Annotated in this window: 10 protein-coding genes and 3 pseudogenes; 7 read left to right on the top strand and 6 right to left on the bottom strand. The window is 61.3% G+C overall.

What is annotated here, in order from left to right:
• The first annotated feature begins 82 nt into the window (after positions 1–82).
• Complete coding sequence (locus CJD35_RS22230; protein WP_095687607.1) at positions 83–856, top strand: class I SAM-dependent methyltransferase; 774 nt, start codon at positions 83–85, stop codon at positions 854–856.
• 368 nt (positions 857–1,224) lie between these two features.
• Here the strand turns inward: CJD35_RS22230 and CJD35_RS22225 are convergent.
• Positions 1,225–2,157: pseudogene (locus CJD35_RS22225) on the bottom strand (IS5 family transposase); the annotation flags it as partial.
• 32 nt (positions 2,158–2,189) lie between these two features.
• Positions 2,190–5,087 carry a Tn3 family transposase gene (locus tag CJD35_RS22220; protein ID WP_095687606.1) on the bottom strand — a complete coding sequence of 966 codons (2,898 nt, stop codon included), beginning with the start codon at positions 5,085–5,087 and terminating at the stop codon, positions 2,190–2,192.
• 95 nt (positions 5,088–5,182) lie between these two features.
• On the opposite strand from CJD35_RS22220, the gene CJD35_RS22215 reads away from it, so the two are divergent.
• A complete protein-coding gene (locus CJD35_RS22215) occupies positions 5,183–5,812 on the top strand; it encodes a recombinase family protein (RefSeq protein WP_053556453.1) in 630 nt (209 codons plus the stop codon).
• Positions 5,809–6,348, top strand: coding sequence for a hypothetical protein (locus CJD35_RS22210; protein ID WP_053556452.1), 540 nt, complete (start codon positions 5,809–5,811; stop codon positions 6,346–6,348). Before CJD35_RS22215 ends, CJD35_RS22210 begins: the two co-directional genes overlap by 4 nt.
• Positions 6,349–6,432: 84 nt before the next feature.
• On the opposite strand, the gene CJD35_RS22205 is transcribed toward CJD35_RS22210, so the two are convergent.
• The 3 genes and pseudogenes from CJD35_RS22205 to CJD35_RS22195 form a co-directional block, all read right to left on the bottom strand.
• On the bottom strand, positions 6,433–7,254 hold the full coding sequence (locus tag CJD35_RS22205; protein ID WP_043153120.1) for an IS5 family transposase: 822 nt from the start codon (positions 7,252–7,254) through the stop codon (positions 6,433–6,435).
• A gap of 136 nt (positions 7,255–7,390) precedes the next feature.
• Positions 7,391–7,549, bottom strand: a pseudogene (locus CJD35_RS22635) (IS5/IS1182 family transposase); the annotation flags it as partial.
• 438 nt (positions 7,550–7,987) lie between these two features.
• Positions 7,988–8,638: a class I SAM-dependent methyltransferase gene (locus CJD35_RS22195; RefSeq protein WP_095687604.1), complete on the bottom strand. Its 651-nt coding sequence runs from the start codon at positions 8,636–8,638 to the stop codon at positions 7,988–7,990.
• A gap of 250 nt (positions 8,639–8,888) precedes the next feature.
• Here CJD35_RS22195 and CJD35_RS22190 point away from each other — a divergent pair, with 250 nt between their 5' ends.
• From CJD35_RS22190 to CJD35_RS22175, 4 genes and pseudogenes are all read left to right on the top strand, one after another.
• On the top strand, positions 8,889–9,845 hold the full coding sequence (locus CJD35_RS22190) for a tyrosine-type recombinase/integrase (protein ID WP_095687603.1): 957 nt from the start codon (positions 8,889–8,891) through the stop codon (positions 9,843–9,845).
• A 353-nt stretch (positions 9,846–10,198) separates the two neighbouring features.
• Positions 10,199–10,633, top strand: coding sequence for an antitoxin Xre-like helix-turn-helix domain-containing protein (locus tag CJD35_RS22185; protein ID WP_095687602.1), 435 nt, complete (start codon positions 10,199–10,201; stop codon positions 10,631–10,633).
• Positions 10,630–11,109, top strand: a complete 480-nt coding sequence (locus tag CJD35_RS22180; protein WP_167383184.1) for an RES family NAD+ phosphorylase — start codon at positions 10,630–10,632, stop codon at positions 11,107–11,109. The genes CJD35_RS22185 and CJD35_RS22180 overlap by 4 nt, the downstream gene beginning before the upstream one ends.
• Before the next feature lie 34 nt (positions 11,110–11,143).
• Positions 11,144–12,633, top strand: a pseudogene (locus tag CJD35_RS22175) (phosphomannomutase).
• Positions 12,634–12,783: 150 nt separating this feature from the next.
• Here the strand turns inward: CJD35_RS22175 and rfbA are convergent.
• Positions 12,784–13,653 carry a glucose-1-phosphate thymidylyltransferase RfbA gene (rfbA, locus tag CJD35_RS22170; protein ID WP_095687601.1) on the bottom strand — a complete coding sequence of 290 codons (870 nt, stop codon included), beginning with the start codon at positions 13,651–13,653 and terminating at the stop codon, positions 12,784–12,786.
• Positions 13,654–13,674 lie beyond the last annotated feature (21 nt).

Below are 13,674 nucleotides of genomic sequence, written 5' to 3'. Positions count from 1 at the left end.
AATAAGATTATTGCGGCAGACCAAGTTTATTGTGATATTAGAATTATAGGAACGTAATTCCTCAATACACTAAGGATTATTCATGGAAAACATGCCGGACATTTACGATATGTTCCCAATATATGGGGAGGACGACCTATTTAAGGATGTCAACCGTCATATTCTTCCAGAAGATAGTATGCTTGAGGGTATACCTGGCGATTACATCATGCGCACTCGATATTTTTCGGTCGGCGCAAGTGCCATTTCCGTCATCAGGCAGGTGCTGCAGGCTCAGGATCGACACATAAGCGATGTAAAGCGAGTTCTGGATTACGCTTGCGGCTTTGGTCGAGTCCATCGTTGGCTCAGGGTCGCTTTTCCTCGGGCCGTAGTCCGAGGTGTGGACGCCGACGCACCATCAGTTGCGGGCGCTAAACAGTTAGGGTTTGATGCAGAGACGCTCGATCTTGCCCTGAACGATGACCTCGGGAAATTCGATCTCATCTGGATTGGCTCGCTTTTTACGCATCTCTCATACGAAGAGTCAGCCCGGACGCTGAAATTCCTCCGTCGTCAGTTGTCGCCTTCTGGGGCATTAATTATCACGACGCATGGAACGGATGTGGTTGAGCGCATTAACGCGGGCGCACCCTACGGACTGGAGACCGATGGCCTAAAGAGCCTTTTCGAGACATTCAAAAGAACCGGATGGGGATACGCAGACTACCCAGATCACGACGGATATGGAATATCTCTTTCAAGTCCTGATGTTACCATGAAGCTGCTGTCAGATTGCGACATGATCCCGTTCTTTTTTCGAGCGAAAGGCTGGGATAAGCATCAAGATGTCTACGCTTGCACGCCGCTTGATTAGGCGGTGTGGGACGTATTAAGGGGTCGAGGCTCAGCGTTTTCCTGGTTAATTGCCCGTCGCAAACTGCATGGCGAAGAACATCACTGCGCATCCGTACCGAAAGATCGCCCATGTCGTGAAGGCCCTGGGGAACGTCGACGGATATTCCGATTTTTGGATGAACCAGGCAAAGATATAGGGAAACCAAAGCGTCAGAAAGCCCATGATAGTTAGCTGGACACCTCGAAGAACCGCTGGATTTGCGTGTAGGGTCGACGGTGCGGATTGAGGCGGCGTGGAAGGAGTGATGTTGCAGCGTATTTGTCGGTGATTTCGATATTGCCGGTGCCGCAGTGGCCGGATTTACCGTCGGTGGCGCTTGGTTCATATCAAGCAGGCGCAGTTCGCCCTTCGAGCCAGGCCAAGCGCTGGAAGTTATAGGCCAAGTTGGCCATGCCGATCTTGATGGTAGCGCGGGCGATGCCGATGGTGCGCACGACCAGCCCCATGCGGTTCTTTTGCCCGGCGAACACATGCTCGACCTGGGCGCGGATCTTGGAACGCCGGGTATTGGCCTTGGCGATCCGCTCAGGCAACGCTCGCCGCGGTTTACGCCGCTGGTGAATGTGGCTGGTGAACATGCCACTGGCCAGGAACGCCTCGTTCTTCTTGGATCGATAGGCGGTATCAGCCCAGACGCCGGAGGCAGTGTTGTCCTTACTGATCAGAACCGGCAGCCGTGCGCCGTCATGGGCATTGGCGGCGCTGGCATCCCAGGTGCGGATCAGCCCATGGGTTTTGTCGATGCCGATATGATTCTTGTACCCGAACATCGGGATGGCCAGATCGACCGGCCTAGCCGCCTTGGGATCGGCGCCCTCTTTGATCTTGGCCTTGCTGTACTTGATCGACCAGCGCGCATCACGGTCCTTTTGCCGGGTCTTGGCCGGCTTCCAGCCCTCGGGCACGCCGCCTTCCTTGATCGCTGCTTTCTCCGCTTCGGTATTGCGCTGTTTGGGTGCCTGCACGACCGTAGCGTCGATGATTTGCCCGCCCATGGCGAGATAGCCCCGATCCTTGAGGGCAGCGTCGAAGCGAGCGAAAAGTTTGTCTATGGCCTTGGCATTTACCAGGCGTTCCCGAAACAGCCACACCGTGGTCGCATCCGGCACGGTGCCATCGAGCCCAAGGCCCAGGAACCGTTGGAATGACAACCGGTCTTTGATCTGAAACTCGGCGGCCTCGTCCGACAGCGAATAGAGCGCCTGTAGAACCAGAATCTTGAACATCAGCACCGGATCAAAGGGCGGTCGCCCACCCTGGGGTCAGTTCTGGCTGAGGGCGGAATGACACCCTAAGCGGCGGAGTCCTTGGGCCAAAGGTACTCACCAGTGAGAAGGATGTGGGCCCACCCGAGCGGCGAGATATGGACGAGAAGATGGTCGGGGGTATCGAGCCCTTCGCGGCGGCGAGCTTCGACGGCATGGCCGAGATGCAGGGTGTTCCAGTAGACGATGATGGCGGTCAGTAGGTTGAGGCCAGCGATCCGGTAATGCTGACCCTCCGTCGTGCGGTCGCGGATTTCGCCCTGACGGCCAATGCGCAGGGCATTTTTCAACGCATGATGTGCCTCACCTTTGTTGAGGCCCACCTGTGCACGGCGCTGCATACCGGCGTCGAGAATCCATTCGACGATGAATAGCGTCCGCTCGATCCGGCCCACCTCGCGCAGCGCGGCTGCAAGATCGTTCTGGCGCGGATAGGCGGCGAGCTTGCGCAAGATGCTGCTCGGCGCGACCTGCCCCGCGCTCATGGTGGCGGCGCAGCGGAACAGGTCGGGCCAGTTGGAAACGATCAGCGCCTCACGAACCTTGCCGCCCACCAGCGGGCGCAGCTCGCTCGGCGTGGTGGCAGGGTCGAATACGTACAGTCGTTTGGATGGGAGGTCGCGGATGCGCAGCACAAGGCGGTAGCCGAGCATGGCGCTGATCCCGAACAGATGATCGGTGAACCCGCCAGTGTCGGCGTATTGCTCTTCGATCCGTCGCCCTGCCTCATTCATCGTCAGCCCGTCGAGCAGGTAAGGTGCTTCGCTGACTGTGGCTGGAATAGTCCGCGATGCAAACGGCGCGAAGCGGTCGTTGACGTGAGTATAGGCCTTGATTCCGGGATCGTTGCCGTAGCGGGCGTTGATCGTGTTCATCGCCTCGCCCTGCCGTGCTGCGGGGAAGAACTGGCCATCGGCCGATGCGGCTCTACCCATACCCCACACCTGGGCCATCGGCAGCGCCCCTTGCGCCGCGACCACGTTGGCCAGCGCCTGGTCGATCGCCTCGCTTTCGACGTGCCAGCGCGCGAGACGGGAGAGTTGCCAATAGTCGTGGGTGTTGGAAGCCTCTGCCATCTTACGCAGGCCCAAATTCAGGCCCTCGGCGAGCAGGACGTTGAGCAGACCAATTCGGTCGCCGCACGGCACGCCGGTGCGCAGATGCGTGAAGGCATCGGTGAAACCCAGCGCGGTATCGACTTCGAGCAGCAGATCGGTGATGCGGACGGGCGGCAGGCGGCGATACAGATCGAGCATCAGATCCTCGATCCCATCCGGCGCGTCGGCGGTGAGGCGATCAATGCGCAGCGTGCCGTCTTCGATGCTGCCTTTCGGAATTGTACCGCTGCGCGCGGCGCGACCGAGCCGGGCAAGGCCATCGGCGAGACGCACCTTGCGGTCAGCCAGCCAGACATGCGGGTCGGACGGGACCGCTAGCTTCGCGGCATGCGCGACCGCCATCGGCACGAGGACGTGGCGCAGGTCACCATACCGATGCGAGCGGTCGAACCAGATGTCGCCCGAGCGCAGCGCGTCGCGCAGGTGGAACATGACCGCGACTTCCCGGAGGCGGGCATCATCATCGCCCTTCGCCCGCAACTGTCGCCGCCATTTGGAATGCGGGCGCAAGAAATCGTCGGCCGCCGGAACTGCGCCCCTGGTAGCGATGGCGGTAGCCGCGTCCAGCAAAGGCCGTGCAACCGCCGCAGCTTTGAGGTCGAGGCATCGCAGCATGCGCGGGGCATACCGACGGAAGCGGTGATACCCCTGATCAACATAGGCCAGCGGATCGTCGCCCAAGGTGTCCGTCAACGTCTTGGCCGTAGCGACGAGACTGGTGAGCCGTTCCCATCCCGCCCCGCGCGCGACCGCATCTTCCAGCGACGCGCCGTCGCCATGCGCTTCGAGCAATGATTGACCGAGTGCAGTGAAGCCGTTCAAAGTCGCAGTGGTAGCGCCTCTGGTTTCTACGACCCGCGCGTCATGCAGTTGCTTCGCGTCGCGCCAGGTGCGGCCAACGATCCGGTCATGTGTTTCGATCACCGCATCCGCCGTCGCAGTGGCCCATTCAATGACGCAAACCGCCATGATAGCGCGGCGCCGATCGGCGCCGAGATCGCGCAGGCCATCGGCGAAGTAGCGCTCGCCCTGCCGGCGTAGCCGGGCGACGCGATGCGGTGGAACACCGGCAAGTAAACCATCATTGAGGTTCATCGCGCGCAGGAACTCGAGCCGGTCGAGCAGCCGGTTCGCCGCGGCGGAGTTGTTGCCCGGCTCAATCCGGCGCAGCCAGATGAAGCGGCTGATCGCCCCCGGCAGCATCTCGGTAGTCAGTCGGTCGAGCCCATCACAGGCGACGGGATCGAGACGGGCTGCGATCCGCTTCTCGATCTGGCGTTCGGCGGCGACGAGCGCGTCCGCGCACAACCGCTCGATTGTCGTGATCGCTGGCAGGATGGTCATGGTTTCACGGCAGCGGGCAATGAAGCGCCGGGCAAGGTCGTCGTTTGAGCGTGCCTGCTCGGCTTCGGCGAGAAGCCAATCCCGGAACGCCCTGGCATGCGGTCCCTGTCCGGGGAACATCCTGTATCCGTAGATGCGGCGCAGCGCCTCCATGTGCTGGTGCCGGGTTTGGCGTCGAACGGCATAGGACGCGAGCGTGTCGCCAGCGATGCCAAGCTGGGCACCTAGAAAGGCGGACACGGCGTGGGGGATCAGTTCGCCGGGAGCAAGCGTCCGACCTGGATATCGCAGCGCACACAACTGCAGGGCGAACCCGATGCGGTTCTCCGGTCGGCGCCGCCGGTCGATATGGATCAGGTCATCGGCTGCCAGAATATAATGCCGCAGCAGCGCCGCTTCGTCAGTCGGCAGGTCGAGTAGGGCCGAACGCTGTCGGGCGCTGAGGATATGGCGTCTCGGCATGCACGGCTTGTCCCTATTGAACAGAAGTCTGTTTTGGACAACACTGACCCCACGCAGATCAAGGCTTTTCGAGGCCTAATTCCAGAAGGGTTCAATTGGGACAGCGCGCCGCCATCTACGCCAGGGTCTCGACAGCCGACCAGTCGTGCGAGCGGCAGCTTCGCGACCTCGCCGGTTTTGCCGAGCGTGGCGGCTATGAGGTGGTCGAGGTCTTTCGAGAAACCGCCTCGGGGATGAAGGCCAACCGATCGGCACGTGCCGAAGTGATGAAGCTGGCCCAGGCGCGCCACATTGATGCGATCCTTGTCACCGAACTCAGTCGTTGGGGGCGCTCGACGCAGGACCTGCTCGATACGCTCAACCGGCTGTCGGGCTGGCGCGTGTCGGTGGTCGCGATGAGCGGCATGACCTTCGAGGTCGATACGCCGCACGGTCGTATGATGGCGACGATGCTCGCAGGCATTGCGCAGTTCGAGCGCGACATGCTCAGCGAGCGGGTTCGCTCCGGCCTCGCCGCGGCACGGGCGCGGGGTCGGAAACTCGGGCGGCAGACCGGCGTCCGCCCGAAGTCGGATCGGCTTGCCCCCAAGGTGCTAGCCCTTGTTGCCGAGGGGCGCAGCTATCGCTGGATAGCCCGGGACCTCGGCCTCAGCAAGAATACTGTCGCCGCAATCGTCGGACGCTCCAGGGCGGACATGGATCACAAGGTCGAGGTGGCGGCATGAGCGTCGCGCCGGATGTCGGACGAAAGCACAGGATGAAGACCGCCGCGCTTGGATGCATTACGTACCTGGCGATTGCAGGCTTCGTCTTCGGTAGCTTGCTGAAGCCAGTATTCCTCGCGACGATCTGGTCAGATAGACTGGGCGCGCCTCACTGGCTCTGGATCGTATCCGCTTGCTTCGCGGTCGGAGCGACCAGCTTTTTGATACCGGCTCGGTTTTCGATCGTTCGAGGCCCCATTTTTGTAGCGGTGGCGCTGGCGGGCTCTCTACTCTCAGTCGGAGCTTATGCGGATAATCTGAGATTGAAGGCGTTGAACGAGTTCGGTGCTGACCGGCAAACCCAACACTCGTTTTTAGAATCGGTCCGGCATGCCCCGGAAGAATTTCAGTTCTTCCTGCATACCGCCGTCATGAAGCACTGCGTGCCATATGCATGGAGCTATCGAACGATGAACTTCTATCGCATACCTTTGAGGGCAGCGGTCAACGTCATGCCTGCAAGGTGGCTGACGGAATGTTCTATCCATCGAGAGTGACGCAGTTTGTGATCAATGGCAGCCGCGGCGACGGCAAGGACAGCTATTCCCTTAGAGCCTGATTCATAATTATCCGATGAAATTTCATAGTCTTGCGATGCGACGCGCGAATAGCTGGATGGAAGCTATGAACAGCCACGCAGTTGCCGATGCGATGGTCTGTTCAAAGTCCTTGGCGAGCCGACGGTTGCGGTTCAGCCAAGCCAGTGTTCGCTCGACGACCCAGCGGCGCGGAAGAACCACGAAGCCTTTTGCAACATCGGATCGCTTGACGATCTCGACAGTCCATTTGCCGGTACGCCGGAGGGCTTCCCTGAGCTTGTCGCCAGCATAGCCGCCATCGGCAAAGACATGGCGCAGCCATGGAAAGCGGTGGATGATTTCACGCAGGACCAGCGGCGCGCCGTCGCGGTCCTGAATGTCGGCGGTATGGATCACCGCATGAACCAAATGGCCCTCGGTGTCGGTGAGGATGTGGCGCTTGCGCCCCTTGATTTTTTTGCCCGCGTCAAAGCCGCGAGGGCCGCCACTTTCCGTTGTTTTCACGCTCTGACTATCGATCACGCCAGCACTGGGCGAAGCCTCGCGGCCTGTCGCTTCACGCGCCATCAACAGCAGGGTATGATTGAGCGAGAGCCACAGTTTGTTATCGCGCCACAGGTAAAACCAGCGCCGAACCGTCGAGACCGGCGGAAAGCAGGGCGGCAGCATTCGCCACGGCAGCCCCCCACGCAGCAGATACAGGATCGCCTCGACGATCCGTCGCAGCGGCCATTTGCGCGGACGGCCTACGTGGGAGGGTGGCGGCAAGAAAGGTTCGAGCACCGACCATTCGGCATCGGTCAAATCGCTTGGCAAAGTCAGTCCCGCGCGGGCATATTGCGCCCGAGTGGTATCGGTCCACATCGTTGATCTCCGGAAGTTTGTTGCAAAACCCCTGAATCAACGACTGCGGCAAGCGTCAAGCTAACCCGCTGATACCACTCAACTTAATTTCGGATCGGGCTCTTAGGGTGTCATTTCGCCCTCAGCCGGAACCGACCCCACCCTTGCCGCGAACGCAGCGACGAAGCGCTGCCACCAGCGGACCACGGAAAACCTCGAAATCCACAACTGCCGCTAATCGCTCCAGCGGATCGCCCGCCGCGCTCAGCGCATCGTACCGGTCCGAAAGATCGAAGAAACCAGGCTGACTTGCCATCATCGCCTCCTACGCATCGCCGACGAAGTGAATCAAATCCGCCGATCAAACGCCAGAGTTTTTCGAGGTGTCCAGCTGGAGGCCAGCAACAACCTCTATTTCTGTGGCGGAGCGGCCGTGTCAACGGCGGTCAGATTCCAAGCCATCGGGGCAGAGTAAAACCAGGTCGCTGTGATGCGGGCCGGCGATATGAAGAGGGCCCCGATCGGGGCCCTCTTCATATCGTTATCGTCATTGATCAGGTGGCGGAGATCTCGCCAGTGTTCCGGTTGATGACCGGAGTGGCCTGGTTTTGCTCCGCCCCGGCAACGCGGGGGCGGGCGGACTACTTGAGGCGGTACTCGACTTCACGCGACGTGCCTGCGCTAAAGGCACTGGCGAGCGGGATGGTGACGGCGCACCTCAATATGGCGAAGGGGCTGAAGCCCTAAGGCTTGCTCAGGCCGCTTGCTTTTCCAATATGGCTAGGCTTTGCCAGAAGGCGGGATGGTGGCTTGCATCCAGCCCATCGGTGAAGTGTAGCTCCAGAAAGCCAGCGTTGCGCGCGAAGCGGCGTATCCAGTCGCGGTGCAGAAAAGCATCGAGATGAGGGCTTGGACGCCCTTGACGAATAAGCTGAAGATTAGCTTCCCACACCCGATCATGCGCGGGCTCTTCCAGCTCTAGAAAAGAGAATATCATCTTCCCCCCAGGCTTCAGCGCACGGAAGGCGTCGAGCATATAGAGGTAGGATTCGCCCGGATAGAGATGGGTGAAGACTGACCAGTGAAAGATCATATCCAGTGAGGCATCCTGCGCTATAATGTTTGGCGTAACATTGAGGTGCGTCTGATAGCCGGGACAGCGTGAGGACAATTCATCGAGCAACTCCTGCACGACGTCCGCCCCGGCATATTGCCCCTGCCACCCCTGCCGATGCAGCGCCTGCGCTGTACGACCGCATCCGCACCCCAGATCATAGATCGCCATGCCGTCAGTCAGACCATGATGACGCAGCACCGCGACATGACCATCGCCCTGAGAGATGAAGCTACCCATCGTCTCGGCCCCGATCGATTGCGCGAGCGCCAGACGCCGATCATCGGGCATCGCTTTAATCTTGTTCCGAACGAGCTGCCTATAGTCCCGGACTGAATGGGTCAGATATTCGCGCCTTGGCCGGCATCGGCGTAGGAGCGTAGATAAAGTGATCAAGCAATGCCCCTTGTAATCTTTCGCCTGCAATCATCACGCCAAGGAGAAATAGCAATATGCTTTTTAAAACATCCGAAGATAGACGAAAGCAGATTTTTCTCATATCTTTGATAAAGGACATTATCACATATAACCGGCGTTTCTAATGATCTCCTCTCTCATCCTGCGATCGTCACTCCCACTCCCGCCCCTCATCGCGCAGTCTGAGCCGCGAGCGCAGGTGCGTTTCCTCGAATTCTTTGCCGCCGCGATCCGCAATCCGAACACTCGGCGCGCCTATGCGAAAGCGGCGCATGACTGTCTCGCCTGGTGTCTCGATCATGGGGTACGCGACCTGTCCGACATAGCACCCATCCACATCGCTGCGTGGATCGAGACGCTGGGGCAGGGCCTCGCAGCGCCCAGCGTCAAACAGCGGCTCGCGGCAGTGCGGCACCTGTTCGACTGGCTGGTAACGGGGCAGGTGATCGCGACCAACCCGGCGGCCAGCGTGCGCGGTCCGGCACATTCAGCGCGCCAGGGCAAGACGCCGGTGCTCGACGCACAGGAAGCGCGGGCGCTGCTAGACGCGATCGACGTCACGACGCCAGTGGGGCTGCGCGACCGGGCGCTGATCGGCCTCATGATCTACAGCTTTGCGCGGGTGGGCGCGGCGCTGGCGATGAAGCGCGAGGATGTGTTCGTGCAGGGGCGGCGGCTGTGGCTGCGGCTGCATGAGAAGGGCGGCAAGCGGCATGAGATGCCCTGCCATCACCAGCTCGACGATTATCTGACCGCCTATATCGAGGGCTGCGGGCTGGGCGAGGGCAGGGGGCCGCTGTTCCGCACCATCGCGCGCGGCACCGGGCGCCTGAGCGATACGCCGCTCAGCCAGGCCGAGGCCCATGCCATGGTGCGCCGCCGCGCGAAGGCTGCGGGGATCGCGACGCGCATCGGCAACCACAGCTTCCGCGCGACGGGGATCACGACATACCTGAAAAATGGTGGAACGCTGGAAAACGCCGCCGCGATGGCCAACCACAGTTCGACCCGCACGACACAGCTTTATGACCGGCGGCGCGACGAGATCAGCCTGGCGGAGGTGGAACGAGTGCGGATTTGAGGCGGGGGTGAAAGGCGGGCCAAGTCTGCTCGAGCAGACTTGGCATCAAGGTGACGGAAGGGAGGGCCGGATAGGCCTGACGCCGGCAATGTTTAACAAAGGGCCGCTGGCGGGGCAAAAAAGGGCACGCAGGTGCATCAAAAGCGACTGGAAAAGTGCGCGGGCGAGGCGGGGGGGACAAGCGTGTTTACGGGGGCGTTCAGGCTGTCCAATCGACACACTCGAATGGCCGGCATGTAGGCATGTAATACATTGAACGCAGGTATCCCTATCCTGCCAACAGCCATCAGGCAATCGACTTGCCATTGGCTCATATGATGCATATATCCGCATCATCTGAACCAGAGGCATATATGGCAACACAACCCCACAGCATCGAGGCGCTGCTCGGCGTAAGGGCCGGAATTCATACCTCCCGCCTGTCGTTGCCGACCTCCATCGAAAGCGGCCTGCCCGTCGCCGCGCTCGATCGCCTGGCCGACAAAGTGGCGCCGGGCGACGCGCGCTTCAAGTTTCGGCTTATTCCCAAGGCCACGCTCGAGCGGCGGCGCAAGTCCGCGTCCAAGCGCCTGACGAGCGAGGAGGGGGACAGGCTTGCCCGGCTTGCCAAGGTGTTCAGCTTCGCGCTCGACATCTATCGGGAGCCAGAGCGGGCGCGCGAATTTTTGGGGCGCGCGCATCCGATGCTCGACGGAAAGGCGCCGCTCGACGTCGCGCTGGCGACCAGTCCGGGCGCGGACCTCGTCATCAATCTGCTCGGTCGCGCCGCTTATGGCGGGGGCGTGTGAAAGGCGGGCGAACCGATCGGGTATTGACGGCTTACCGCATCGGCGATCCCGACGGTGTTCATCCGATCTATGACAGCGAAGGCGCCCGGCTCTATCCTGGGCGGTGGAATACGCCGCTCAGCTCCGTCATCTACACGTCCGAACATTATTCGACCGCGATGCTGGAGAAACTGGTGCATGCCAGCAGCGTACTGCCGCCCAATCAGCATTATATCCGCATCACCATCCCCAACGGCACCAGCTACGAGATTTTTCAGACCGCCGCGCATCCAGGCTGGGACGGGAAAGACGAGGGGCTGTGCAAGGCGTTCGGGCAGGCCTGGTATGAGGAGCAACGCAGCGCCATCCTGATCGTGCCGTCGATCCCGGCGCGGGTGGAGCGCAACATCCTCATCAATCCGCAGCATCCTGATGCGACAACCATCACGCACGACCTGCCGGAGCCAATCTGGTGGGACGAACGTCTTTATGGTTAGACGCTGATCAAACGGCTTCTCCGCAAAGGATCCCATGACCCACACCGTTTCCATCGCCGATCTCATGACCCGGTCCGGCGTCGCCTTTGGCACCAGCGGGGCGCGGGGCTTGTCACGGCGATGACCGATGAGGTCTGCTTCGCCTATACGCAGGCCTTCCTTCAGCATCTCAGCTCCATCGGGCAGTTCGCGCCCGGCACCCATGTCGCCATCGCAGGCGATCTACGGCCCTCCAGCCCCCGGATCATGGCGGCCTGCGCGGCGGCGGTCGGGCACATGGACGGCGTGGTCGACAATTGCGGCTTCGTGCCCTCGCCGGCGGTGGCGGGCTACGATTTTGCGCGGGGTATCCCGTCGCTGATGGTGACGGGTAGCCACATCCCCGACGACCGCAACGGCATCAAGTTCAACCGCACCGATGGCGAGGTACTCAAGAGCGACGAGCAGGGCATCCGCGCCCAGAGCGTCGACCTGCCTGACCTGTTCGATCGCGAAGGGATCCTGAAGGCCGCACAGGCACTGCCGCCGGTGATCGACGTCGCGACCGCCTATATGGCGCGCTATATCGACTATTTCGGGGGCGATGCGCTGTCGGGCCTGACGCTCGGCATCTATCAGCATTCGGCCGTGGGGCGCGACATCGTGACGCAGATCGTCACGGCGCTGGGCGGCACGGCGGTAGCGCTGGGCCGGGCGGAAAAGTTCATCCCCGTCGATACCGAAGCCGTGCGGCCCGAGGATCAGGCGCTGGCGAAGCAATGGGCGGCCGAGCATGGTCTGGACGCGATCCTGTCGACCGATGGCGATAGTGACCGCCCGCTGCTGGCCGACGAAACGGGCGTCTGGATGCGCGGCGATGTGCTGGGGATTCTGTGCGCGCGGGCGCTCGGCATCAAGGCGGTGGCGACGCCGGTCAGCTGTAACAGCGCGGTCGAGCTGTCGGGCCTGTTCGATGCGGTGCGCCGCACGCGGATCGGCTCTCCCTTCGTGATCGAGGCGATGAATGCGCTGGCGGACGAGGGGCAGGTGACGGTGTGCGGTTATGAGGCCAATGGCGGCTTCCTGCTGGCGAGCCCGGTAACGGCAGAAGGGCGGACATTGGGCGCGCTGCCGACGCGCGACGCGGTGCTGCCGATGCTGGCGACGCTGGTCGATGCGCGACGTCAGGGAGTGACGCTCTCGGCGCTGCAGGCACAGTTGCCTGGGCGCTATACGTTCAGCGAGCGGTTGCAGGACTATCCCACCGCGCAAAGCCAGGCGCTGATCGCACATCTGGAGGAAGGGAACGAGGCCGAGGTGCTGGCGCGGCTGACTGCGATGTTCGGCGCGGTGGCGGGCGAGGCCGATGGCATCGACACGACCGATGGCTTGCGCATCCATTTTGCCGGGGGCGACATCATCCACCTACGCCCCAGCGGCAATGCGCCGGAGCTGCGTTGCTATACCGAAAGCGATACGGCGGAGCGGGCGGCGGCGATCAATGCCAAGGCGTTGGGGATCGTACGGGAGACTGTGATCGGCTAATCCGCGACAGCGAGTTAGACAGGTGCGAACGCATTACCCGAACAAGCCCTTGAAAATAAAGGACTTGTTCGGGATATCCTGATTGCATTACGCGCGTTTTGGGCTTTTATCCTCTGCAATCAATGACTTACATTGTTGCAAAAGTGCCGGTCAGCTTTCCGTCAGGATGCCGCGCAGATAGCGGCCATAGTCGGACTTGCCGAGCTTGCCGATCGCCTGTTCAAGGCCGTTGGCGTCGATGAAGCCCTGGCGGTAGGCGATTTCCTCGGGCGCGGCGATCTTGAAGCCCTGACGCTTTTCGAGGACGCGGACGAACTCGGCCGCATCAAGCAGGCTGTCGGGCGTGCCGGTGTCGAGCCAGGCATAGCCGCGGCCCATGATTTCGACATGCAGGTCGCCGCGTTCGAGATAGACGCGGTTGACGTCGGTGATCTCCAGCTCGCCGCGCGCCGAAGGCTTCATGTTGGCGGCGATATCGACGACTTGCTCGTCATAAAAATAAAGGCCCGTGACCGCCCAGTTGGATTTGGGGCTTTCCGGCTTTTCCTCGATGGTTTCGGCCTTCATGTTCGCGTCAAAGCTCACCACGCCATAGCGTTCGGGATCGTTGACATGATAGGCGAAGACGCTGGCGCCTTCCTTGCGCGACGAAGCGCTGGCGAGGATTTCGGGCAGGCCGTGGCCATGATAGATATTGTCGCCCAAAATCAGCGCCGACTGCTGGCCTGCGACGAAATCGGCACCGATGATATAGGCCTGGGCCAGACCGTCAGGGCTGGGCTGTACAGCATATTCCAGGGTCATGCCCCAGGCCGACCCGTCGCCCAGCAGCGACTGGAAGGCGGGCAGGTCGCGCGGTGTCGAGATGATCAGCACTTCGCGGATACCCGCCAGCATCAGCGTGCTGAGCGGATAATAGATCATCGGCTTGTCATAGACCGGCATGAGTTGCTTCGACGTCGACAGCGTCATGGGATAGAGGCGCGTGCCGCTGCCTCCTGCAAGAATGATACCCTTCATAGCTCAAAATTCCCCAGATAA

Source organism: Sphingobium xenophagum, from assembly GCF_002288285.1.
GTDB lineage: Bacteria > Pseudomonadota > Alphaproteobacteria > Sphingomonadales > Sphingomonadaceae > Sphingobium > Sphingobium xenophagum.
Note: the sequence above shows the minus strand (reverse complement) of the source record. Positions and strands in the feature narration are given on the sequence as shown.